At 33.4% G+C, this 25243-nt stretch carries 22 protein-coding genes and 2 pseudogenes; 13 read left to right on the top strand and 11 right to left on the bottom strand.

Translation table 11 applies throughout. The features are described from left to right. Window positions 1–33: 33 nt before the first annotated feature. The 5 genes from SYN6308_RS22755 to SYN6308_RS24665 all read left to right on the top strand — a co-directional run bounded on the left by SYN6308_RS22755 (window position 34) and on the right by SYN6308_RS24665 (window position 4948). The gene (locus SYN6308_RS22755) at window positions 34–1683 is read left to right on the top strand and encodes a serine protease (protein WP_017295451.1); all 1650 of its coding nucleotides are present in this window, start codon (window positions 34–36) and stop codon (window positions 1681–1683) included. A gap of 245 nt (window positions 1684–1928) precedes the next feature. Further along, the gene (locus SYN6308_RS22750; RefSeq protein WP_144051455.1) at window positions 1929–2573 is read left to right on the top strand and encodes a COP23 domain-containing protein; all 645 of its coding nucleotides are present in this window, start codon (window positions 1929–1931) and stop codon (window positions 2571–2573) included. A gap of 427 nt (window positions 2574–3000) precedes the next feature. After that, window positions 3001–3810, top strand: a complete 810-nt coding sequence (locus tag SYN6308_RS23495; protein ID WP_158412761.1) for a S1 family peptidase — start codon at window positions 3001–3003, stop codon at window positions 3808–3810. 63 nt (window positions 3811–3873) lie between these two features. Beyond that, a complete protein-coding gene (locus SYN6308_RS15935) occupies window positions 3874–4773 on the top strand; it encodes an amino acid ABC transporter substrate-binding protein (protein ID WP_017295448.1) in 900 nt (299 codons plus the stop codon). Next, window positions 4760–4948 (top strand): hypothetical protein, encoded by a 189-nt coding sequence (locus SYN6308_RS24665; RefSeq protein ID WP_017295447.1) that lies wholly within the window; start codon window positions 4760–4762, stop codon window positions 4946–4948. The genes SYN6308_RS15935 and SYN6308_RS24665 overlap by 14 nt, the downstream gene beginning before the upstream one ends. Before the next feature lie 40 nt (window positions 4949–4988). On the opposite strand, the gene hemL is transcribed toward SYN6308_RS24665, so the two are convergent. Beyond that, complete coding sequence (gene hemL / locus SYN6308_RS15925) at window positions 4989–6290, bottom strand: glutamate-1-semialdehyde 2,1-aminomutase (protein WP_017295446.1); 1302 nt, start codon at window positions 6288–6290, stop codon at window positions 4989–4991. Window positions 6291–6546: 256 nt separating this feature from the next. On the opposite strand from hemL, the gene SYN6308_RS15920 reads away from it, so the two are divergent. Continuing rightward, window positions 6547–8307 carry a serine/threonine-protein kinase gene (locus SYN6308_RS15920; protein WP_017295445.1) on the top strand — a complete coding sequence of 587 codons (1761 nt, stop codon included), beginning with the start codon at window positions 6547–6549 and terminating at the stop codon, window positions 8305–8307. A gap of 94 nt (window positions 8308–8401) precedes the next feature. Here SYN6308_RS15920 and SYN6308_RS15915 read toward each other — a convergent pair whose 3' ends face one another. Both SYN6308_RS15915 and SYN6308_RS15910 read right to left on the bottom strand, forming a co-directional pair. Further along, window positions 8402–9394 carry an MBL fold metallo-hydrolase gene (locus SYN6308_RS15915; RefSeq protein WP_017295444.1) on the bottom strand — a complete coding sequence of 331 codons (993 nt, stop codon included), beginning with the start codon at window positions 9392–9394 and terminating at the stop codon, window positions 8402–8404. A 210-nt stretch (window positions 9395–9604) separates the two neighbouring features. Further along, complete coding sequence (locus tag SYN6308_RS15910) at window positions 9605–11035, bottom strand: sensor histidine kinase (protein ID WP_017295443.1); 1431 nt, start codon at window positions 11033–11035, stop codon at window positions 9605–9607. Between the two features lie 266 nt (window positions 11036–11301). Here SYN6308_RS15910 and SYN6308_RS15905 point away from each other — a divergent pair, with 266 nt between their 5' ends. Further along, window positions 11302–11832: a hypothetical protein gene (locus tag SYN6308_RS15905; RefSeq protein WP_017295442.1), complete on the top strand. Its 531-nt coding sequence runs from the start codon at window positions 11302–11304 to the stop codon at window positions 11830–11832. 29 nt (window positions 11833–11861) lie between these two features. Here the strand turns inward: SYN6308_RS15905 and SYN6308_RS15900 are convergent, their stop codons facing one another. Together SYN6308_RS15900 and SYN6308_RS15895 are read right to left on the bottom strand one after the other, a co-directional pair. Continuing rightward, on the bottom strand, window positions 11862–12197 hold the full coding sequence (locus SYN6308_RS15900; RefSeq protein ID WP_017295441.1) for a type II toxin-antitoxin system VapC family toxin: 336 nt from the start codon (window positions 12195–12197) through the stop codon (window positions 11862–11864). Window positions 12198–12232: 35 nt separating this feature from the next. After that, the gene (locus SYN6308_RS15895) at window positions 12233–12523 is read right to left on the bottom strand and encodes a hypothetical protein (protein WP_017295440.1); all 291 of its coding nucleotides are present in this window, start codon (window positions 12521–12523) and stop codon (window positions 12233–12235) included. A 59-nt stretch (window positions 12524–12582) separates the two neighbouring features. Between SYN6308_RS15895 and SYN6308_RS15890 the strand changes: the two genes are divergently transcribed. Genes SYN6308_RS15890 through SYN6308_RS15880 form a run of 3 tightly spaced genes read left to right on the top strand, consistent with a single transcriptional unit; the run spans window position 12583 to window position 14988 of the window. Next, entirely contained in the window at window positions 12583–14169 is a 1587-nt protein-coding gene (locus tag SYN6308_RS15890; protein ID WP_017295439.1) for an Hsp70 family protein, read from the top strand. Between the two features lie 50 nt (window positions 14170–14219). Next, the gene (locus tag SYN6308_RS15885; protein WP_017295438.1) at window positions 14220–14480 is read left to right on the top strand and encodes a hypothetical protein; all 261 of its coding nucleotides are present in this window, start codon (window positions 14220–14222) and stop codon (window positions 14478–14480) included. Continuing rightward, complete coding sequence (locus SYN6308_RS15880; RefSeq protein WP_017295437.1) at window positions 14467–14988, top strand: helix-turn-helix transcriptional regulator; 522 nt, start codon at window positions 14467–14469, stop codon at window positions 14986–14988. Before SYN6308_RS15885 ends, SYN6308_RS15880 begins: the two co-directional genes overlap by 14 nt. A gap of 14 nt (window positions 14989–15002) precedes the next feature. On the opposite strand, the gene SYN6308_RS15875 is transcribed toward SYN6308_RS15880, so the two are convergent. Both SYN6308_RS15875 and SYN6308_RS22735 read right to left on the bottom strand, forming a co-directional pair. Continuing rightward, window positions 15003–15335 (bottom strand): nucleotidyltransferase domain-containing protein, encoded by a 333-nt coding sequence (locus SYN6308_RS15875; RefSeq protein WP_017295436.1) that lies wholly within the window; start codon window positions 15333–15335, stop codon window positions 15003–15005. A 17-nt stretch (window positions 15336–15352) separates the two neighbouring features. Then, on the bottom strand, window positions 15353–15511 hold the full coding sequence (locus tag SYN6308_RS22735; RefSeq protein ID WP_017295435.1) for a type II toxin-antitoxin system HicB family antitoxin: 159 nt from the start codon (window positions 15509–15511) through the stop codon (window positions 15353–15355). Between the two features lie 225 nt (window positions 15512–15736). Here SYN6308_RS22735 and SYN6308_RS26035 point away from each other — a divergent pair. Beyond that, window positions 15737–16189 (top strand): annotated as a pseudogene (locus SYN6308_RS26035) (DUF4158 domain-containing protein); the annotation flags it as partial. A gap of 555 nt (window positions 16190–16744) precedes the next feature. Beyond that, window positions 16745–18173 (top strand): annotated as a pseudogene (locus tag SYN6308_RS26030) (transposase); the annotation flags it as partial. A gap of 91 nt (window positions 18174–18264) precedes the next feature. Here the strand turns inward: SYN6308_RS26030 and SYN6308_RS24025 are convergent. From SYN6308_RS24025 to SYN6308_RS15850, 4 genes are all read right to left on the bottom strand, one after another. Beyond that, window positions 18265–18414 (bottom strand): tyrosine-type recombinase/integrase, encoded by a 150-nt coding sequence (locus SYN6308_RS24025; protein WP_083879508.1) that lies wholly within the window; start codon window positions 18412–18414, stop codon window positions 18265–18267. Between the two features lie 586 nt (window positions 18415–19000). Next, on the bottom strand, window positions 19001–20539 hold the full coding sequence (locus SYN6308_RS15860; RefSeq protein WP_017295434.1) for a hypothetical protein: 1539 nt from the start codon (window positions 20537–20539) through the stop codon (window positions 19001–19003). Window positions 20540–20684: 145 nt separating this feature from the next. Then, window positions 20685–21644 (bottom strand): pentapeptide repeat-containing protein, encoded by a 960-nt coding sequence (locus tag SYN6308_RS15855; protein ID WP_017295433.1) that lies wholly within the window; start codon window positions 21642–21644, stop codon window positions 20685–20687. 142 nt (window positions 21645–21786) lie between these two features. Then, a complete protein-coding gene (locus SYN6308_RS15850; RefSeq protein ID WP_026102119.1) occupies window positions 21787–22794 on the bottom strand; it encodes a DMT family transporter in 1008 nt (335 codons plus the stop codon). A 217-nt stretch (window positions 22795–23011) separates the two neighbouring features. On the opposite strand from SYN6308_RS15850, the gene SYN6308_RS15845 reads away from it, so the two are divergent. Continuing rightward, window positions 23012–25222, top strand: a complete 2211-nt coding sequence (locus SYN6308_RS15845; RefSeq protein WP_017295431.1) for an IMS domain-containing protein — start codon at window positions 23012–23014, stop codon at window positions 25220–25222. The last annotated feature ends 21 nt before the right edge of the window (window positions 25223–25243 follow it).

Genomic DNA, 25243 nt, shown 5'->3' with positions numbered 1-25243 from the left:
AAAATATATCCATAGGTTTGATTAGATAAAAAAATGAATTTGAATAACTTTATCTCTCCTTTCGTTATTGGTGTCGCAACATTGACAGTAGTTCAACCGCAAATGGTTTTTGCTCAAACTCGTCAAGACATTAATATCATTGCAAAATCAATTACTGTCAGAATTGATGGTAGAGAATATGGTACAGGAACAATTATCAATCGAGAAGGAAATACTTATACCGTCTTAACTAATATGCACGTTGTGGGACATCAGGGCAAACAACAAGTAACCACTTTTGATGGTAAATCCCATGAAGTTAATGGTAATAGTATTAAACAAATAAATAAATTAGATCTTGCCTTATTTCAATTTACCAGTAGTGATAATTATGGGGTAGTAGAAATAGCCAATGAGCAGTTAAAAGAAAGCACTAATATTTATATAACGGGTTATCCCGCCCCTCGTCCGGGTATTGACAGTAGAATTTATCAGTTTACAGAAGGATATATTTCAGGGATAAATCCCCAAGGCAAAGATGGTTATACCTTAGTTTATACCAATCAAACTCGTCCGGGTATGAGTGGAGGACCAATCTTAAATACTCAAGGAAAATTGGTGGGTATTCATGGATTGAGTGAAGGTACAGAAATAAAAAATACTGATGGTAGCATTGAAATTCGTCCTTTAACCGATGGCTATAAGTTAGGTATTCCCATTAATAATTATCTAGCATGGGCAAATAATAATCAGGTTGCGGTTAATACTAATTTAAGCAATGCCAATAATTCATTGAATGAGAGTGAAGTTGCTAAGAGTTTAAACGTAGATGAATATCTAAATAGAGCTAAAGATTATTATGAGCAAGGGGAGTATGAAAAAGCTATTGATGAATATAATCAAGCCTTAAAAATTAATCCTAACTTTGCCGAAAGCTATTTCTATCGAGGCTCTACTTATGGTACAATAAATAAATACGACAATGCTATTAGTGATTTAAACCAAGCCTTGAAAATTAATCCTACCTTTGCTCATGCCTATTTGAGTCGAGGGATTATTTACGCTAACCAACAGCAATATACTAAAGCTATTAGTGATTTAAACGAAGCCTTGAAAATTAATCCTAACTTTGCTTATGCCTATTACAATCGAGGTACTTCTTACCTTTACTTAAAGCAATATGAAAAAGCTCTTAGTGATTTAAACGAAGCCTTGAAAATTAATCCTAACTATGCCGAAGCCTACAACAATCGAGGTATTTCTTACTTTTACTTAAAGCAATATGAAAAAGCTCTTAGTGATTTAAACGAAGCCTTGAAAATTAATCCTAACTATGCCGAAGCCTACAACAATCGAGGCAGGAATTACGCTAGACTACAGCAATATGAAAAATCCATTAATGATTATAACCAAGCCTTAAAATTTAATCCTAACTATGCCAAAGCCTATCTCAATCGAGGTATTGCTTACACTAATTTACAGAGGGGTGAGAAAGCTATTAGTGATTTTAACCAAGCCTTGAAAATTAATCCTAACTATGCTGAAGCGTACGCCGGTAGAGCGACAGGCTATCTGATATTACGACAATATAAAAGAGCTATCACTGATTATCAAAAAGCTCAAAGTTTATTCCTTCAACAAGGAGATAGAGAAAATGCAGAAAAGGTCGGGAAACTAATACAAACACTGGAGAAAAATCGTTAAAAAAGCTCTTAATCAAAACCGTTGGAATATTTTTGTAGCTGTGTTAATATATTTAATATAATAATTATAATAATATTGCATTAATAAACAATTATTAATTATTATTTTCATCGATTTTTTAATTTAATATTTAATGAGGTTATTATTGTCAGGTAAATTTACACCGGGTAGAGTAAAAGAAACAAGAATAAATATTTAGGTGATACAATATAATTAGAAAAACTCATGAACGGGAGAGTATTGCCGTGAATAAGAAATTAATTACAACTCTTGTCAGTGGGATTAGCATTACACTAGGAACTTTAACACTTAATATGCCTAGCAGTAATGCTCGTCCAAGTTCCCATACCTTTGCTTGTGCCAATGTTCAAGGCACACCTGCCACTGTGGCGAGAAGGGGAACCGAACAGGTAACAATGATTCGTTGGTCAAAAAATGATGGTTATTTTGGTGACGGATGGACTCCACAAAAACGATGTGAACACGTCTCAACTAAGTTTCAGGAATATGCACAACAAGGCAATTTGCGTTATATTACTCACGGAGTAAAAAATGGTTATCCGATTATTTGCGTGGCGAAAACCGAGGGAGGTAATTGTGTCTGGCAATTATTTACCTTGAGAAAAAGTGATAACCCTCGACAAAAAGTAAGCAGATTATTAGATCGCAACAGTATTTCGAGTAATCCTTTGGCGGAAAGTGATGCTTCCTATATCATCAATGTTAACGATAAGGTGTATATCGATCTTAATGTTTATCTTGGTGTAGAAGAAGATGTTACGTCTGAAAGTGGGGAAAATACCAACAATTCTGTAAATGAAGAATCTACCTCCCCAACGGTGAATAATTCAGAAACAAATCAGGAAAAAAATGTTTGGTTTTTTGAATAACTAATATCTCATTCTTAAATCATTTTTGATAGTTTAAAGTCGGGTAAAATTGTATTTTATTAGTTCCATTTATTGAACACTTCGACGGTTATCGATCGTAGTCGAGATAACGCTCAGTTATCTCACAATAAAATGAATTTCATTGCTAATAGCACAAGTCGCAATACTGTTCGGTTAATCTCTAAAGTTCTTGAATCTGCCCCCTGAATCCCCCAATTCTGGGGGACTTCCAGAAATCTACTCCCCCAAATTTGGGGGCAGGGGGGCTTATCCGAACATGGTGGACAATGCCCACCCTACATTTATAATAATTTTTTTTATTTATCTGAAAATAGCTTTAAATCAAGGGAATTTAATCTGTTATCAAGAAAAAAAACTGATTTTGTTGGGTTTCGTGTCCTCAACCCAACCTACTATGGGTAATTATATGAATTGGCTAGGGAAATTTTTAAATTTCAAACTATTTTTCATCTTTATTTTCACTTTATTCTGCTTACAAATATCTCATCAAAGTTTAAGTATCATTAATTCCACCATAAGGCAACAACAAATTATTAAGGATATTGTGGCAGATTTATTTCCCATTGCTAAAGCTATCACGGTGAAAATCAATTTAGATGAGGGATTTGCTTCGGGAGTTTTAGTCGCTAGACAAGACAAAAATTATTTTATTGTGACTAATGCCCATGTTATTCGTGGTGGTGAATCACCCTATCAAATACAAACTTTTGACGGTAATATTTATAAGGCTGAAATAGTGGATATAGAAAAAATTAGAGATAAAGATATAGCTATTCTTAAATTTTCTGCTCCTAATATGGAGTATCTTACTGCGGAAAAGGGGAAATTACCGAAAAAAGATGATTTTGTTTTGGCGGTGGGTTTTACTCAGAGACAATCACAAGACAATGAGAATCAAGAAGATTTAGAGCGTATTAAACCGAAGTTTGAAGCATTAACGGGAAAAGTTACCTTAATTTTAGATAAACCCCTTAAACAAGGGTATCAGATAGGTTATAGCAATCCTGTTGTTGATGGGATGAGTGGGGGGGCGATTCTCAATGAAAATGGGGAGTTGGTGGGTATTAATGCGATGAGGGCTTATGCTATTTTAGGTGATCCTTATGTTTATGAGGATGATACTATCCCTAGGGATTCTTTACGGGAGTTAATGATTAAATCGAGTTGGGGAATACCGATTTTTAATATTTTTGATGAAGATTTTTTCAAGTTTTAAGACAAATTATATTCTATTATTATTTTGTCATCTATTCTTTTGTGTGAGGAATTTTTACTAATAATGTTTAATAAATTGATTTCGATCGTACTTTCTTGTTCTGTCATTTTTGGTGTACAAGTACCAGTATTGGCAGGGGAAATTTTTAATCAGATTGAAAAGACAGGAGTCATTAAAGCCGGTTATCGTGAAGATACTCCGCCCTTTGCTTTTGTGGATGACAAGGGAAAGCCTGTGGGTTATTCTTTGGATATTTTAGAGTTAGTTAGACAAGAAACGGAAAGAAGATTAGGAAAACCCATTAAATTAGAGTTAATTGTAGTTGATCCTGATACTCGTTTTGATAAAATTAAAGATGGTACTATTCACATTGAATGTGGCTCAACTACCGTAACATGGGAAAGAGAAAAAACCGTTGATTTTGCTGTCAGTTACTTTGCCAGTGGTACGCAAATGATAGTAAAAAAAGGTAGTGGCTTTGCCAATAGCGATAACTTGAAAGGAGCAAAAATTGGGGTAATTCCTAACACAACGAATGAAAAAGCCATGAGAATATTTGCTCAAGGGGCGCAATTAATCTTTTTTACCAGTGAAGAAGACGGCATGGAAAAATTAACTAAAGGTGAAATCGATGGTTTTGCAGGAGACGGGATTTTATTACAGAATTTGAAAAAACAAGCTAATAATTCCCAACAATATGAGATTGTACCTGAATTTCCTTATATGATCGAATCCTATGCTTGTACTATCCCTGAGAATGATTCGGCTTGGCGCACCACTGTTAACTATAGCATCGTTAAATTTATGCAAGGAGTAGTTACAGATACACCAAGTGCCATTGATATTTACGATCGATGGTTTGGAGTTAATGGCAATACTCCTTATCCCATCGAAACTATGGCGGATTATTTTCAGGGTATTATTAACGGTTATGAGTGGATTAATATTGATGAACGATATTAATAATGGAGAATGGAGAATGGAGAATGGAGAATGGAGAATGGAGAATGGAGAATGGAGAATGGAGAATGGAGAATGGAGAATGGAGAATGGAGAATGGAGAATGGAGAATGGAGAATGGAGAATGGAGAATGGAGAATGGAGAATGGAGAATGGAGAATGGAGAATGGAGAATTAAAGTAGATGTATTACTCATTACTCATTACTCCTTCTAATCCCTAAATAACCTTAAACACCTCCTCGGCAACTGCTAGGGTTTTTTTGATGTCTTCTTCTGTATGGGCGATCGAAGTAAAACCTGCTTCAAATTGAGAGGGAGCTAAATAAACCCCTCTTTCTAACATTCCCCGATGGAAACGTCCAAATTTGGCAGTATCTGCATTTTTGGCATCACTGTAGTTATGCACAGGATTCCCCGTGAAAAACATCCCGAACATACCGCTAATATTACCGCCTGTTACTTCGTGTCCTGCTTTTCTAGCTCGATCGAGTAAACCTGTAATCAATTCAGTAGTAATTTTGTCTAAATATTCATAAGTACCGGGTTTTTGTAATAATTCAAGGGTTTTAATTCCTGCCGTCATGGCTAAAGGATTTCCCGATAAAGTACCTGCCTGATACATTGGACCAGAAGGCGCAACTAATGCCATAATATCTTTTTTACCACCATAAGCGCCTACGGGTAAACCACCGCCGATAACTTTCCCTAAAGTAGTCAAATCAGGAGTTACCCCAAATTTTGCCTGTACACCACCATAGGAAATACGAAAACCAGTCATAACTTCATCGAATACCAATAAAGCGTCATTTTCTTGGGTTAATACCCTTAAACCTTCAAGAAAACCCCCATCAGGAGCAATAAATCCTGCATTACCGACTACTGCTTCTAAAATTACTCCAGCAATTTCTCCTTGATTTTCCGCAAAGATTTTTTTCACTGCTTCCAAATCGTTATAGGGAGCGGTTAAAGTGTCGGCAGTAACGGATTTAGGTACACCGGGGGAGTCTGGTAAACCGAGGGTAGCAACTCCTGAACCTGCTTGTACTAAGAACATATCACCATGACCATGATAACATCCTTCAAATTTGATGATTTTATTTCTCTTGGTGTAGGCGCGCATTAAACGTAACACCGATAAACAAGCCTCTGTGCCAGAGTTGACAAAACGCACCATTTCAATGCTAGGTACAGCTTCAATTACCATTTCTGCAAGGACATTTTCTAAGACACAAGGAGCACCAAAACTTGTACCTTTTTCTAGGGCTTCTTTTAAAGCTGTAATCACTTCGGGGTGTGTGTGACCACAAATAGCAGGTCCCCATGAGCCAACATAGTCTATATATTGATTATCGTCCACATCCCAAATATAAGCCCCTTTGACTCGATCGAACACAATGGGTTGCCCACCTACGGATTTAAAGGCTCTCACGGGGGAATTAACCCCCCCCGGCATTAATTTTTGAGCTTCTGCAAAAATTTGTTCAGATTTTGTAGTATTAAAAGATAATGTATTAACCAAAATTATTTCCTTCTTTTTTTAATTCTTATACAACCTATCTATTTTAACCTGAGTTCGGAGTTAGAGGAAACTTAGTCGAGTAATGAGTAATGAGTAATGAGTTAAAAAAATCAACATTTTTCCCCCTAAAACAGATTTTACTTTTTATTTTGCTTATAGGTCTAATTTGGAATTAGTCATTTTCACGGAGAGAGAAAAAACCATAAAGAGGTATGATCTATAACATTATTTTTTCTGGTTAGAAAGTATTAAAATTGTGAAAAATTCTCACTATAGAATATTAAACTTAGTGGGCGAAGGGCAGTTCGGAAAAGTTTATACCGCTATCCATCGTCAAACAGGGGAATTAGTGGCATTAAAAGAATTAAATCCTCGTCAATTCTCCACGAAAAAGTTATTACGAGAAATGCGTATTCTTTTAAGTTTAGAACATCTTAATATTGTTCGTTGTTTAGGTGTTCAACATCATTTACAAGAGCGTTATTTAGTCACGGAATATTGCGAGGGAGGAACTTTAAGAGATTTACTCGAAACTCCTACAGAAATTAGTGTTGAACAAAAATTAAAAATTATTACCGATATTTTAGATGGATTAAATCAAGCTCATCAAGAGGGAATTATTCACCGAGATTTAAAACCCGAAAATATTTTATTATGTGTGACTCCTCAAGGTTGGAATGCAAAAATTTCTGATTTTGGGGTAGCTAAAATTGAACTGGAAGATCAGAATGTAAATGTTAGTACTATGGGGGACACTGGCTCTCCTGCTTATATGTCTCCCGAACAATTTTATGGGAAATACTCTTATAGTTCAGACCTTTACGCTATAGGAATTATGCTATATGAATTACTTATAGGTTGTCGTCCTTTCAGTGGTAGCCCCAATGATATTATGATTAAGCATTTGAATCAAACACCGAAAATTCCTGAAGAAATTCCTCATTCTTTGGCGGAAATCATCAGACAAGCCTTGCAAAAGTTACCTCAACATCGATTTCGCACTGCTCAAGAAATGAGAACTGCCATATTACGATCGACTTTAGAACTGCAAACATATAATCAATCCTTATATAAAAGTATTCCTCATCAAGCCGTTTCTCTAGATTTAATGTATGAAGAATCTCTGAATGAGACAATTAATCATATTGTAGTAAAAGATAATTTAATTTATTTGACAGGAGAAAGCACTTTATTAATTCAGTCTTATGAGAAAGATTCTGATGCTCACAATCTAAGTTTCAAAGAAGTTATTAAACAAGATTTTGATGGAAAAATTATTGATGTTCAAGGAGTTAATGATGGTTGTGTTGTAGCGATTAAAGCATTAGATAAATATAATCAATTTTCTTTAATTCATTGGAAAAATAGTGAGAAAAAAATTAGTAATTTAATAGACATAGAAAGTGAATCTTTTGTTTATTGCCTTCCTGATAATTATTCATGGATTGCGGTGAATAAAAATGAAGGTATAGATCAAGGTTTTCAAATTATTAATACTAAAAATAGTTGTCCTATTACTCATATTATCAAAGACTTTTTACCTAAACAAATTATCAATCTCGATCGACATCATGGCATGGTTATATATAATCAGTTAGACATGAATAAAAATCAAACATTTTTGCGATTTTTTAATCGTAGGGGAGGATGGACTGATAATTATACAATTTCTTTACCTTTACACAATTTTATTTATAATCCTTTAATTCCTAATACCTTTTTATCCAGAGAAAAACAAAGTAATAATATAGTTTTAATCAAGTTAAATCCTTTTGCGGTTCGCCGTATTCCGTTAAATTTTAAGGCAGATTTTTGGATAGCTAATAATAATGGTTTTATTTGTGCTAATTCATCAGGTAATATTGCTTTTTTAGACTCAGAAGCTAATTATTTAGGAGAAACTAATCTTAATTTATTGATCAGCTTAATTGAGCCTTTAGGGGATGATAAAATTATGGTAATTGTTAATCATGAAACAGGACAAAAAAAGCATATTTACAAACTAATTTCGGGTTAATGAGTAATAAGTAATGAGTAATAAGTAATGAGTTATTATTAGTTGTTAATTCTTAATTATTAATTCTTAATTCCTAATTCTTAATTCTTAATTGTTAATTCTTAATCCCTTGATAGGTGATGGTAACAAATTGATCTGCATTTAACACACCCTTGCCCCAAGTATCATCTAAATCGGTAAGGATTTTCCCTTTGAGTAAGTCTTCTAAACTTGTACCTTGTGCGATCGCATCTTTAACTCGTTGATTAACAATTTTTAACATCCCTTGAAAAGCAATCAATTCTTGTTTATTCCCAACTTTTCCATGACCCGGAATTAAGATAGTTTGATCATTACACAAAGGTAAAATTTTATCAATACCGGCAATCATACCATCCACCGAACCGCCAACTTCGGTGTCAATAAAAGGATACATCCCATTAAAGAATAAATCTCCCGTGTGAATAATATTTTCATCGATAAAGTGAAGCGCAATATCCCCGTCTGTATGGGCAAAAGGAAGATGAAAACCGTGAATATGATTACCATTAAAGTAAAAATTGATGGTTTCGTTAACGGTAATTTGGGGTAAGGCAATATCAGGAGAAATAGGAATATCCGCGCCTATCACTTTGAAAGAATGGGGTACTTTCATTTGTTTGCGCATATTCTCATGACCAATAATTAAAGCACCTTTATTGGCAAAATTTTCATTTCCGCCTGTATGATCAAAGTGGTAATGAGTATTAAATAGATAACGAATGGGTTGATCTGTAATACCTTCGATCGAACTAGCAATTTTAGTCGATAATGGTGCAAACTGGCTATCAACCATTAAAACTCCGTCTTTACCCACAGAAACGGCAATATTTCCGCCTTCCCCTTCCAACATATAAATATTATTTTTGAGCAGAGTAGTTTTGATTTCAATTTGCTCAAAATCTCCTTGGGCAATATGATGTTGCTCGATCGAGCTGGAAGAAGTAATATTTTGATTAGATGGAGAGTTATAAGCAAGAACAGTTTTTCCCCATAAAAGAATAATCAATGAACCAAAAATAACGAATAAATAATTAAGATAATTAGCACTAAATTTCTTTTTAAACATCGGTAATAGTTACTATTCAGAAACGACATCTAATTATAGCTTTACTTTTTCAAAAATCATTTTACTTTTTTTATTAGTTCGTAGTGAGGGTTTTAACCCTTTCTTGATCAACAAACTTTTTTACACCACCTATTAGACTTCGACAATATTTGGTAAGACAAGGGCTGAAGCCCTTACTACAAGCCAAAGAAAAATCTTTTCTGGAGATGTCTATTTATTAATTTGAAAACTGTTACCCAAAGGTAAAAAAATCGTTAAAACTTCTCCTCGATCGGGTTTTTGTTTAATAATAAATTTACCTCCTAAAGCATGAAAAATATTTTTCGTGACATCATGATTTAAAGATAAACTTCCCGTATTTGGTTTAAAAAGTAGTAATTTTCCTAAACATTTTTCGGGATCATTATTAATATTAGATTCAGAAAAAAATTGTAATTTTAATTGATTTCCAGCAGGTAAAATTAACACTTTAAAGTTACCACCACTAGGTAAATTACGGGTAAACTTTTCCATTAAACCTGTTAAAATTTGGGTTAACATACTAGGCTCACTAACAATTTGAGGTAACTTATGAGGGATAACAATATCCAGCATTATATTCCTTCTTTCTGCTTGTTTTTTCCAATGAGGAATACTTTGATTTAAAATTTGTTCTAAGGAAATTGGTACTAATTTTACCGCACATTGTACAGCAGTCTTTGACTCTAATTCTGCCGCCCTAAAAATTAATTCCATGCGGTTAATTTGTTCGGTACATTCCTGCTCGATCGAATCTAAATATTTAACTAATTCTGGAGCATTTTTAGCCTTTCTTAACAATAACTTAGTTAAAGTTTTTATAGTTGCTAAAGGAGTTCTAATTTCGTGAGTTAATGCTTGTAATAACTCAAATTCTGGATAGGGTGGTAAAGGAGTTTTTTTCAAAGAAATACTGTTACTTTTTCGAGGTAACTTGTTATTTTCTCGATGATTATTAGTACCCGAAGACAAATTATTTAATAAAAAATGAGTAAATTTAGTAACAATTTTATAGTCGGGAATATCTGGATAAAACTGAGTAAATAATTCTTCTAAATATTGAGTATGATAATTTTGATTCATCACTAATCTAGCTTTTAATAAAAACCAGACTTTTTTGATTATTTCTGGACAGAAAGAAAACTGAAATTTATCCCGATAATTTTGATCTACACCTTTTAAAATTATACAAGAAAATTTATTGGTTAAAACCAAGCAAAATTGTTCACCATTTAAACTATCATTTATATCCAAAGAAACATCAATAAAAGATGAAGGGGAAATTTGTACAAACTCGTTATGACTATGACTTGGCATTAAAGCAATTTGAGTATTATCTTTAGCAGAAAAGACAACGGTTTCTAAACGAGAGATTAATTTTATATCCTGAATTATGGGAGTAGAAGAAGATATAATTAAACCTTGAATCGATCGAGCATCACAATTTTGTCCGATAGTGAGAGTTAATAATTTTTCTAAAGATTCGATCGAACTATGCCACTGTTGTTGAGCATTAATCGCCATATTAGCGAGATTTTCACCACTTTCGATCGATAAATCCTCGTTATCTTCCGCTAACAAAATATCACTTAATTTAACTCCCAAATAATCAGACAAAATCATAGCTTAATTATCTCAATATTCCTCTGAACAGAATTAATCATAACTTGTTGACAAATTTTATTAAAGTGTTATAACCGAACAATTCTCAGGGTAATTACCACCAACAATGAATAATTCAAATCTAACTCAAATTATATTCCAGATTGATGCCTCTTAGCCTATCCCTAATGAATTTTACTACATTAATGTAAGAAAAATATTTCTATATACTTGATTAGTACGAAAATTGTTATACTTTTGGACAAAAATTATTTATTTTAAACCTTATGATTAATTGGCTTAAAAAACTATTTTCATCTCCTACAGTTACCTCTAATGATGAATCATCAGAAAAAATTATTACATTAGAAACCAAATTACAACAGTTAAAATTAGAATTGGTCGATCGAACTCACACTATTAATAGTTTACAGCAAAAATTACAAAGACAAGAAGAAAAAGAATCGATACAATTACAGGAAAAGATTTTAGGGGAAAAGGAAAAATTATTTAATCAAATAGCTTCTCCTATTAGTCAATTAATTACGCAAAAATATTTGTTAGAAGTAGAAGAAAAACCTGTCCAAGCTAAAGATATTTTATTAGTGGTAAAACGGTTAATTAATGTTTTTGAAATGGAGGGTTTAACCTTCATTGGTGAAGTGGGAGAAATCACTAATTTTGAGCCTAATTATCATCAATCTTTGAATAGTAATATCGATATTAATAGAGGAGATAAAGTTATTATTAAAATAGTGGGAATAAGCTACCAAAATCAGGTAATTAAGAGTTCGATCGTCGAAAAAGTGATAGAATAAAAGGTTTGTAGTGAGGGCTTTAGCCCTTCTTAATTGGGTATTAATTCCGCCATTCTTACCACACAAGCATCGGCGAAAGACATCGGCACAGATTGATAACGTTTCATCAATTCTTGAATGGAATTTACTTCTTCACTAAATTGGAAAGGAATCTGAATTTTGCCCATTTTCACTAATGTCATAACTGCATCTTCTCCACCATAAACATTTCGCAATAAAAAACAGGCTTCTGTAATTACTGCTTCACAAGTAATAAAAGGAGGTGATAACTTATTAGCTTCTTGATTTGCCCATGAATGAAAGTGATCTTTTTTATTTAATAAGGCGACTAGACTTCCAGCATCAATAATAATATTTTTGCTCATAATATTTATTTTTTATCTTGATGTTTTTAAGAAAATTAACCTTTTAACACTTCATGAATTTTAACTCTTTTTAGCTTCTGTTTCAATTGAGATAAATTTTCAGCACCTTCCACACATCCGATAAATTCTTTAGCATCTTCCGCAAAAGATATGTCTTTTTTATCGCTCTTTTCTTCTATGATATTTAACTCGTTATTTTCGTTTTGTTTATTACTATCTTGATACTGTAAAAATCTGATAAACTCTAAAACTTTATCCTGTTGTTCATCCGTGAGATTGTTAACTTCTTCTAGGATAGTATTTTCTTTAGTAATTACTTGGCTCATGGTTTAAATTCTCCGATAAAATAAAATTAACGACTAGCTGACAAAACATTATAAATTAAATGTCTGGAAGAATTGCGATCGATTTCGGCACATCAAATACAGTAATAGCAGTATGGGATGAAAGCACCTCCGAGGGAAAATCCTTTCACCTTTCTGACTATAGTAATTATTATCAACAAGGAAAAGAGCGAATTTCCATAATTCCTTCCCTTATCCACTACAGTAATGATAATCGCCGTTGGTTAGGGCAACAAGTCAGACAACGCAACCTCGAAAAAAATGATTCTACCTTCCGTTGGGTAAAACGCTATATCGCCCATCGTAGCCCCATTAAACGCAAAATCAATCAAAAACAAATATCCTATCAAGAAGCAGGAAAAGACTTTCTTTCTACCCTGTTAATCTTTGCTACCCAAGAATTGAATATCGGTAACGAAGAAATCGCCTTTACCGTGCCGGTGGAAGCCTTTGAAGATTACGAAAACTGGTTAACGGAAGTGGCACAAACCGCAGGAATGCCCCGTTTTCGCTTAATTGATGAAGCCTCTGCCGCCGCTTTGGGTTATGGTGCAAATATTCAAGCAGGGGATGTCTATTTAATCTTTGACTTTGGGGGAGGCACTTTAGATATAGCTGTAGTGTTAATTGAGGAGGAAAATATATCTGCTAGTCGCCGTTGTCGTGTTTTAGGGAAAGCAGGATGTAGTCTCGGTGGTGCAACGATCGATCAATGGTTGTATAGCGAAGTTTTGAGACAAACAGGCTATCAAGACAGTGACGAGGAGATATTGCAACTATCAGGCTCAATTTTAGTAGAATGTGAACAAGTAAAAATTCGTCTATCCCAACAGGAAACCGCCGATATAACCATCCTTAACCCCAACACAGGGGCGATTATTGGGGCGGAATTTAGCCGTAGTCTCCTAGAGGATATTTTAGAGGAAAATGGCGCATTTACGGACATCGATCGAGCCATTAGAAGGGCGTTAAACGATGCACGAGATAGGGGTTACACGGAAGACAACATCAAAGCGGTGTTAACCGTAGGGGGTAGTAGTCAAATTCCAGCGATTCAACGCACCCTCAAACGGATTTTTGGGAAAGATAAAGTCATGTTGTCTAATCCCCTCGATGCAGTGGCAAGGGGGGCGGCGGCTTTTGTGGCAGGGGTGGATTTTTATGATCATATTCAACACGATTACGCTCTAAGATATTTCAATAGTGAGAAGGGAGATTATGACTATCGTATTTTGGTGAAACGAGGCACAAATTACCCCACAGAAAACATTGCGCGTTTAACCATTAAAGCATCCCATGATGATCAAGAAAATTTAGGGTTAGCTATTTTCGAGTTAGGACAACAGTATCAGAGTAACAGTAATAATAATATTGAATTGGTGTTTGATCCCAACGGTTCAGCCCGTTTAAGTGCCTTGACTCCCGATAAGCAAGAGGAGAGGAGTTATTTTTGGATGAATGAAGAATCCCCGACTTTTTTAAGCACTAATACTTCTGTAAAAAAAGGAGAAAAATGTTTTCAAGTTGACTTTTCGATCGACGGGAATAAACGATTATTAATTACTGCGAAAGATTTAAAAACAGGTAAATTAACCCATAAAAATTACCCCGTTATTAAACTTAGCTAATATGTGCTATTTTAAATCTAAGGTTGTTGATCAACAACAAAGAAACTAAAATGAAGAAAAAACATCCCCATAAAAAAATCAGAGAGGTAATTGAATATGCCCAACAAAAAGGATGGATAATTAAAGAGTCTAATGGTCATGCTTGGGGTATTTTATATTGTCCTTATAATGATAAAAACTGTCGTAGCGGAAAACACTGTAAAATAAGTGTTTGGAGTACACCAACTAATCCTGAATATTTTGCTCAACATCTAAAAAGAGCGATTGATAAATGTATCTATAGTGAGGAAAATAGAGATGAATTATTATGATTTTAGTTTAATTTTTGATTTCGAGACGGAAATAGATACGGAAATGTATTTAGACGCTTTATATGAAGCAGGGTGCGGAGATGCCATAATCGGTATGGGGCAAAAGGGTTCGATCGTACTAGATTTTATGAGAGAATCAGAATCAGCTTATCAAGCGGTTTATAGTGCGATTCAACAAGTAAAATCAGTGATTCCCACCGCAATTTTAATGCAAGTTTCTCCTGATTTAGTAGGTGTTCTAGAATTATCAGAGATATTGGAATGTAGCAAACAAAATATTCAAAAATACGTTAATAAAGATAAGTTTCCTAAACCATTTTTTAAAGGCTCTCAGGCTATTTGGCACTTAGATGAGGTGCTAGAATGGTTTTGGGTTAAAAATGAAGAAAAAGTTGATTTTAAGTTATTGGAAATAGCCAAATTAGCACGAAATATTAATCTCACCTTAGAAACAAAAAAAGCTAATGATACAATTTTAAAACAAGCTCAAGAATTAGTAGCCATTTAACTATCTTTGTTTATTCATAAAATAATACCCTCTTTTCTTATATTTTTAATCAGAGGTTTATTTTTTTCTTGTAATTGTAATTCAGACAGATAAAAACAATTAATTAAAGCATCAAATTCTAAACATAACTCACTAATAAAATAACTATTTCTGTTAATTTCTTCGACAGGGTTAACTTCTCCTTTTAATACCACTAATATATCAATATCTGAATCAGGTTGAGCATCGCCCCTCGCCTGTGAACCAAATAAAATTAATTGACTTAATCGATCGTGATAAATTAACTTTAAATCTCTTTTTAAACGTTCAGTAATTACTTTTATTTTTTGGTTATTTATTAATAACATAACTCATTTTTTAGCGTTTAAACTAAAGCAACTCTTGAAAGTGCTGGAGGCATCGACTCACCATCAGCTAGATAACATTCTTTCATCCCTTCGTATGCTTCATATAATTCGTCTAAGGCTTCTTCAGGGGTATCACCAAAAGCTGATACATGGCGGAAACATAGGGTTCGTGTCATGAGGGGCAGTGAGAAGCTCAAAGCTATACTTAGCAATAGTTTTAGTCTTTTTTCTTCCTTGACTGTTAAGAGTCTTTTTTCCTCTCAAATGATAAGTTTTACAAATATGTTAATAAATAACCATTTGACAAATATTAAATAGTATGCAGTTATAAATATTTTTGAAGATAGACCTTTTCCGACTATTGTGAGATTTGTTAGATCTGCAAATTGTGAAAATAATTAATGCTCAAGAAAAATTGGCAAACAGAAGAGCTAATCGAAAATTGGACACTTATTCCCCAAGAATTAAAATTACTAACTAATAAGATTGGTGGAAATAAAATAGGTTTCGCTATAATACTCAAATATTTTCAACTAAGGGCTCGTTTTCCTGATACTTCGGAACAAATACCTGATTTAATAATATCTTACATTGCTAATCAACTTAATATTCCTGTTAGCTCTTACTCAGACTATAATCCTCAAGGACGTAGTGCAAAAGTTTATCGAGCTGAAATTCGGACTCTATTTAACTTTAGAACAGCAACAACACAGGATAGTGAACAAATAAGCAATTGGCTGATAGCGGAAATTATTCCCAACGAACAAAAAATTGAGTCCATCAAAGAAATTGTTTATCAAAAGTTTCGTGAATTACAAATTGAACCACCTACCGTCAATAGAATAGAACGCTTAATTCGTCATGCTTTATCAGTATCGGAAAGTCAATGGTGTAATCAGGTAACATCAAAATTAACCACGATAATCAAAGAGCAAATTGATATTCTTCTCAAAACGGATGACAATAATGAAGATGAATCAACATCTTCTCCAAAACTAAAAACCTCCGACTTTGCCTTTATTAAAACAGATCCAGGTCCAGTGGGCTTAGATACCTTTCTCACAAAAATTGAAAAACTAAAACGAATTCGAGCCGTAGGATTATCCACAGATTTATTTCAAGGAATATCAGCCAAAATCATTCAAAAATACCGTCAAAGAGCCGCCACAGAATCTCCCTATGACTTACGACAACATTCTGAACCAATACGCTACACATTAATGAGTGCTTTTTGTCATCAACGTAGTCAAGAAATAACCGATAATCTCATTGAAATCCTAGTCTCTATTATCAAACGTATTGGAACTAGAGCCGAAAGACGTATTAATAAAGAACTGATTGAAGACTTTAAACTCGTAAATGGAAAAACTAATATCCTTTTTCGTATTGCCGAAGTAGCCCTAGCTAATCCTGAAGGAGTGATTCAAACAGTAGTTTATCCCGTTGTCAGTCAAGAAACCCTGAAAAACCTAGTCAAAGAATATAAATCAACCAATACAGCCTATCGCCAAAAAGTTCATACTGTGATGCGTAGTTCCTTTGCTACCCATTATCGTCGGATGATACCCCAACTATTAGAAGTGCTGGAATTTCGCTCTAATAATGACATTCACCGCCCCATAATTTTAGCCTTAGAACTGCTTAAAAAATACACTGATAGTAAAGCTAAATATTATGACTTGGAAGAAAAAATACCCATTGAAGGGGTATTAAAAACAGGTTGGAAAGATATTATTATTGAAAAAACCGATGACGGCAAAGAAAGGATTAACCGCATTAATACGGGTATAAATAGCGAAAATTATCATGATTTACTTTATGTACGCCGTCGCTACATTCAAAAAGACTAACTTAGAAGTGCTATAGCCTCGGTAGTTAATGCTATTTTTGAGATTCGTAATCCTGAAATCTGGGGGGAAGGAACTACCACTTGTGCGAGTGATAGTAAACATTTTGGTTCATGGGAGCAAAACTTAATGAGTCAATATCATCTGCGTTATGGTGGACGTGGGGTAATGATTTATTGGCACGTTGAAAAGAAATCTACTTGCATTTATTCTCAGTTAAAAACTGTATCTTCATCGGAAGTGGCAGCAATGATTGAAGGGGTTTTACGTCATTGTACTGATATGGATGTCAAGAAAAACTATGTTGATAGTCATGGACAAAGTGAAGTAGCGTTTGCTTTTAGTCACTTACTAGGATTTCAGTTAATGCCTCGACTCAAAAGGATTAAGGTGCAAAGGCTATATCTTCCCGACTTGGGTCAAAGTAATAGCTATCCTCATTTACAGCCGATTCTGACTCGCCCAATTAATTGGGATTTAATTCGCCAACAATATGACCAGATGGTAAAATATGCTACAGCCTTAAGATTAGGTACAGCAGAGACTGAAGCTATTTTAAAACGATTTAATCGCTCAGCCTTGAAGCATCCTACTTATTTGGCGTTGTTGGAGTTGGGTAGGGCAGTGAAAACCATTTTCCTGAGTCAATATTTGAATTCAGAAGCTATCAGAAGGGAAATTAATGAAGGTTTGAATGTGGTGGAAAGATGGAATGGTGTTAATGATTTTATCTTCTACGGTAAAGGTGGTGAGTTTGCCTCTAATCGCCTAGAAAGTCAAGAGTTATCCGTATTGTCTTTACATTTATTACAAATTAGTTTAGTCTATGTTAATACTTTAATGATTCAACAGGTTTTAGCTCAATCTCATTGGCATTCAAGGCTTAATCAAGGGGATTTACGGGGCAATTACCCCTTTGATTTTTAGTCATGTTAATCCCTATGGTACGTTTAAGTTAGATCTTAATGAACGTATAGAATTACTTTTTTAGTACTGAAGGGCAACTATAAAATTTATTGATAAGGAAAAAAGCCATATTAAGCGAGTGCAACGCATCTAAACCTTATTATCACTAATTTGTGTTAATCCATCCAGAAACCTTGAAAACGTTTTGGTGAAATTTCAGTATAGCGAACTGTATGCTGAATGTTTTTATGCCCTAAGTAAGCCTGAATTACTCTGGTATCATAACCTTGACTCGCTAAATAAAAACCACAGCTATGACGTAACATATGAGTTGGACTCTATTCAAGGGACGAAAAATTAACTCCTCATACTACCTATTTTAAATGACTTCCCCATAAATAGGCGAAAATGGGCAAGTTTGATTCAAATAACTTATCAATCAAGCCTTAAAACTAATTTATTTGTACTATTTTTTTGAAGACTGCCCCTCATGACACGAACCCTATGTTTCCGCCGAATAGTTGATAAAACGTGGAATCCATTTCATCAAAATTTGGTGAGATTTTTGTATTATCTTTTTTTGTTTTTGGATGCGGTTAGGATGCCGATCAGTCGCGCGGAGATCAATAGATCTCCGCGCAACCAACAGCAATTTAAGAGGCATTTTACACAAGGATATTTCTTAACCTGATTATTGCTTATAACTAACTTCAACTCACACGAGAACCTTTAAGGTTATCGCAGAGTTAAGTTGAGTTGAAAACCTTTGTTAATGCGTCCTAATACTTCTTCAAACCTTTAAGGGTTGAAAATATGGAAATGAACTATACCTATATAAAACTATATAAAATGTATCCTAATCTATCATCAAACCTTTAAGGGTTGATCTCACAGAAACAAGTTAAGCAAGACTTAAAACAATTTAGAAATATTATTATTTCCTTTAAATTTTTGATTCTCAATTGCTAATTCTGTTATTTGTTTAGTTAGAAATTGTATTTGTTCTCTAAGATATTGATTCTCAACTTCTAATTCATTAATCTTTGATTGAGGTGATATTTTAGCAGTAAGCAAATTAATTTCATCCTCAATGTTTAAATGTTGATTGTAAACATTTTCATTCATGCTAACTGAATGACCTAATGATTTAGCCCGTTGCTCACTGGTTAATCCTAAAAGTTTACCGTGATAATTAGCTAAATGTCTTAGCTCATGAGTTTGAGTAAATATATGGGGTAATTTTTTGCTAAAATCACTCAATTTTTTTCTTAACCAATTTATACAACAATCTTTTATATTTTTACTATTAGCATTTGGCACTGGTAAATGCTTTCTAATTTCTTTACCCTTTAAATCTAACAATTCCCATAGATTAGAGTAATCAGGGTGAATCATAGGCACTGCTATACGATCGCCAGTTTTAACAGTGATTTTATGTTGATTACCTTCATCATCAGTAATAGTAAAATAATCAGATAAAACTGCAATATTATCCTTATTGGTCGGATCATTTAATGCCTTAAAAGTTTTACCACGATATTGGTATGGTTCATTTAAGTTTTGAATTGCCCAAAATTCACTACCACGAAAGCCATAAATTAAGTTAATAGAGACAACATTAAAAGTTTTAATTCGTGACTCAATTTCAATATTATTTTTAGCATCATCTAAAACTAATTGTCTTAATTCTAAATAATCTTTTAATGATATTTCTTGTTGTACTTGTGTTTTAATTACTTTAACGTTTTTAAACTCATCTTGAAAGATATTTAACTCATCAGTTAATTTACAGTCAATCAATAATTTTTGACAGTTATTTTTATGTGTTAAAAATCCTTTACTACATTCATTTTTAGAGATTTTTAAATTACTGTAATTATTGTTTAAAAAGTCAATTAAAACCTTAGCTGATAAACGTTGATCCCCTAATCTATTTAAGTGTATATAAGTTTGATTATAAGTTTTATTGTAATTACTTTCAAAGTTAGCTTTAAATTCAGGGTTATTTCTTTTAATACCGTTATGAGTGCCATTAAAATAATTTTTTCTGACTAAATTAATAGCATCCTTGATTAAAATAAGGTCATTTTTAGTGTCTTTTTGCTCTTTAATTTCTGAATTATACCATTGCCAAAAATTAGTTAATTTATCAAAACTTTTGAGATGATCAACAACGGCGTAACTTTTAGCTAAAGCATTAATACAACCATTTTTACTGATCAATTCATTACAGGGAAATTTACCACGTTTTTCCGTTGGTGGTTTGAATTGCAAATAAATTTTATTATTTTGCTTAACCATACCACAACCAGTAATAGTTAATTTTTTAGCTATATCAAAATATTCTAATGATATTTCATAGCCTATCTTGTTTTTGAGGGTATCATGCTTAGTTATTTCATCATTAATCACTGTAATAGCCTTAATAATGTATTTTTGGTCTATGGTCATTTTATTCTCACTTTATGCTCAATTTATTCTCATTCTATTCTCAAATTTAGGATCAAGTGAGATAAATTGAGGTTATAAAGCTAAGATTTAGGTAAAAAAGTTAAATAACTAGGGTTCGAGTCCTGTCGCACCCGTATTTTTTCATTTATGGATGAATCGAACCATCAGCCATAGTTGTACCAGTTAAGTTAACACCATTCAAGGCACTATTGCGCAAGTTTACTCCTTTTAAATCTCCATCTATTAAAATCACTTCAATCATATTGCATCGATGCAAACAACTTTCTTCTAAATTGGCTTTTTGCAAAAGAGCATGACTTAAAATAGCATTTTTAAAAATAGCTTTTTCTAGGTTTGTTTCTCGTAAATTTGCACCCCAAAAAATAATTTTATTTTTGCTAGGTAATTTTAGATTTAATTCTGATAATTTAACTTGATTAATATTTGTGTTGCGTAATATTGCTCCCGTAAAATTTGCTCCTCGAAGATTGGCTTTTTCTAAATTTGCTCCTTGTAAAATGGCTTCACTTAAATCAGCATTTCGCAGTTGAATTGCGGTTAAATCTGCCCTCCGAAAATTAGCTTCTGTTAAGTCACATCCTTGAAGATTTGCTTCTGATAAATCTGCTCTGGTAAAGTCTGCACCTGTCAAATTAACGCCACTTAAATTTGCTCCTGATAAGTCTGTTTTTGTGAAGTTTGCTCCTGCAAAATTTGCTCCCGTTAAATTACAATTCGTCAAGTTTGCATAACTAAAATTGGCGTTAGCTAAAGAAGATTTACTGAGATTACCATAACTTAAGTTTGCCCTAGTGAAATTAGCACCGTTTAAGTTTGCCCAACTCAAGTCGGTATAGGTTAAGTCGCCATAGCTCAAGTCTGTGCCAATGAGTTTAGCACTGATGATGCGACTATGGGTTAAGTTCGATCGAGCTAAATTTGCCCCACTAAAATCACTACCGCTTAAATTTGCCCAATTCAAATCTGCTCGACTTAAGTTAATTTGGGTTAAATTTGCTTGAATTAAATCTTCTTTACATAGATCAATTTGACTAAAATCTCGTTGCCCTTGATCATATAATCGGAGCATTTCATCGACATTCATAACATCCCTCAATTATCAAATTTATTGGTGAGGATTAGGTATTAGGTGTTAGGTGAAATTAAAACTATAAGTTGATAATAATTACATTTTTAAATTAAGACAAATTTTATACTTATTATTAATTTAAAAACTAAAAAAATTGCTAATTATTAGGAGTAATTTTATTTTTAACTATAATTTTAAATTTAGCATATTTAGGGGTAATAAATTCGTTGATTTTTTCCCGTTGATTAATCAAATAAATACTAACTAAAGTTAAATATACTCCTTGCCATTGTAGAGTAGAAAGGGTTTCACCTAAAATTAAATTTCCAAAGGTTAAGGCAAATATAGGAGTTAAAAAAGTTAAAGCACTTAAACTGGTAAGATTTCCTTTGGAGGCAAGAAAAAAGAAGACTCCGTAGGCGATGGCACTCCCAAAAATAGTCGCATAAGTTAAAGATAACCAAGCCGATAAATCCAAATTCGTATATTGTTCGGATTCCAATTGAAAACTCAAAATTAATAAAACGAATCCTCCTAAAACTAAATGCCAACCCGTTGCGATTACGGCATCCACATGACGGGAAACATAGGGAATCATAATTGTACCCACTGCCATAGACAAGGAAGCCAATAACATCAACCATTCTCCGTTGTTAAATAGATTCTGCCAATTGAAATCGATACTGCTAAAATTGCCTTGCCACCCATTAATAATCCATTCGTCAGGTAAACCAATTAAACTAATACCGATAATGCCAATGGTTAAGCCTAACCAGCCCCAAAACCCAATAATTTCTTTAAACAACCAACGAGACATAATGGCAACTGCTAGGGGTTGAGAGTCAATCATCACAGAGCCTAATCCTGCTGTAGTTCTTTGTAAACCTTCGGCGATAAATCCTTGAAACAGGCAACCATCTACTAAAGCAAATAAACTAATCCATGCCCAACTCTGCCACGTTTTCGGTTGTGATTTTCCTAAGGCGATCGCCACAAATAATACTAAAAATCCAGCCGGAAAAATACGCACTCCTGCCATAAATAAAGGGGTTGTTTGATGGATAACTCCTTTCATTGCTACCATTGCTGTACCCCATAGAAAAAAAGGAGTTATAAGTATTATAGGAGTGAAAAAAGATGAATTATAGTTAAGTTTGAACTGCATTAAGAATTAGAAATCAAAACAAGTAGTAAAAGTAATTATATGTCTTAATCTCTAGGGTTTTGTTTATCTTTATCTACAAATTCATATAAATTTCAGATTTACTCAGGTTGTTAAAGAAAATATAAGTTAAAATTTTCTTGTCTATTCGTGACTCAATGCTAAAATTTCTTAATAGCAAACTCTATCTTCGAGCAATCTCACATAAATAAACTCAGTCGTGGAAATTTCTTTAGATTATTATCGTATTCTCGGTGTCCCTGTTCAGGCTGACTCAGACTTGATTGAACAAGCCTATCACGATCGTATTATTCAACTTCCCCATAAAGGTTATACGGAATATGCTATCAATTCTCGGAAAAACATAATTCAACAAGCATACGATGTTTTAAGTCAAGAAGAATCTCGTTTAGAATATGAGTCATCTTTTTTAGCTTCTCCTTTAGAAAGGGAAACATTAGATGCTGAAGATTTTTCGACGGAAGATTCTGAGGTTTTTTCTGATACCAATATTGATATTGAAGAAAGTTTATTTGTTGGTGCTTTAATTGTTTTATTAGATTTAGGAGAATATGAGTTAGTTATTAGCTTAATTCAACCTTATTTACTGGAGCGAACCCCACTTAATATTTTCACAGAGAAAGAAGAAGAAATTCCCCTAATTTTTCAAGATTTAGTATTGACGATCGTCTTAGCTTATTTAGAATTAGCTACAGAACAATGGCAGGAAAAACAATATGAATCTGCCTCTAATTCTTTGAAAAAATCCTATGAATTACTCTTTAAAGAAGACTTATTTAGCGATTTAAGAAAAGAAATTAAACAGGATTTAGGGAAGTTATTACCCTATGAGATATTAGAATTGTTGACCAGAGAAAATAGTCTTATTTCGGAAAGAGAAAAAGCAATTAATTCTTTAAAGTCGATGTTAAAAGCAAGAGGGGGAATAGAAAGCAAAAAAGTAGATGATTCAGGATTAGATATTGATAGTTTTTTAAAATTTATTCAACAAATTAGAGTTTATTTAACCGCAGAAGAACAACAAAATATTTTTGAAGAAGAAGCAAAACGTCCTTCTCCTGCTGGGGGTTATTTAGCCGCCTATGCTGGAATAGCGAGGGGATTTACTGAAAGAAAACCAGAGTTTATTATTCGGGCGAAAAATAGTCTTATTTCTTTGACGATTCATCAAGATGTCTATTTAGAGCAGTCTATTTGTGCTTTATTATTAGGACAAACAGCAGAAGCAGAATTTTCTTTAAGTCAAAGTCGAGAAAAACAGGTAATTAGCTATATTCAAGAAATGTCTCAGGATTCCCCTGATTTGTTACCCGGGTTGTGTATTTATACAGAAAAATGGTTACAAACGGAAGTTTTCCCTCAATTTAAAAATCTGAGTAAAACAAATCCTTCTCTACAAGATTATTTTGCGGACGATCGAGTACAAACTTACTTAGAAAAAATTAATCTTCCTCTCTCGCCAGAATTACCAGAAAATGAATCATCCTTAGAATTAGAGTTACCTCTTACGGAAAAAAAAGATTCCTCCTATTCTTTTAGTCAGTTTAACGCTTTAAAAGAACAAACGGACTATGAAGAACAAATTATTAACCAAACTTATTCTGAAAACCACTCTTCTAATGTGGAAATTGATACTTCTGAGAGTACATTGGAAATTGAAAATCTTTCTTTGTTGGTGGAGAATAACCCCTCAGAAAATGAGGATGATTTAGTGGGATTGGATGATTTTTTATCTTCAGAAGTGGAACAAGAAAAAGTACACCATAATAATATGTTGGTAATAGAGAAAGAAATTCCTTTACCAAAAGTATCTTCATCGGCGGATACAGATTTAGATAAAGATAATAATAATCAGTTTTTAATTATTGCTTCCGTCATTTTACTCTTATTATTTGGTTCGATCGGGGTTTTTGCTTCCCGAATGTTATTTAAGGGGGAAACAGAAATAATTAAGCTAGAAATTTCATTATCTGAACCATTAATCGAATTACCTAGCCTTACGCCTCCTCCTATGGAAACGGGTAAGTTAAATAATGATACTGCTTTGGAAATTATTAATCAATGGTTAAAAGCTAAGGTTAATGCTACTGGACCTGAATATAATACTAGTGAGTTGAGTAAAATATTAACTGAACCTTTGTTATCTAAATGGGTGGGAAATAGCCGAGATTTGCGTAGTCGTAATGCCTATCGCCGTTACGAACATAAGGTTTCGATCGAATCTGCGGAAGTTAACCCCCAAGATGAAACCCAAGGAGTCATTACTGCCAAAGTGGAAGAAAAATCTCAATACTATCGTAATGGTGCATTAGTACCAAGTTTATCCTATCAAGATAATTTATCTCTCACCTACGATGTAATTAAAAACGGAAATCAATGGTTAATTAAAGACGTGAAAATTAGGAATTAAGAGACAGGTGGACAAGTGGAC

It is taken from the genome of Geminocystis herdmanii PCC 6308, assembly GCF_000332235.1.
Taxonomy (GTDB): Bacteria; Cyanobacteriota; Cyanobacteriia; order Cyanobacteriales; family Cyanobacteriaceae; genus Geminocystis; species Geminocystis herdmanii.
The sequence above is the reverse complement of the archived record's forward strand: the minus strand, read 5'-3'. Positions and strand labels throughout refer to the sequence as shown.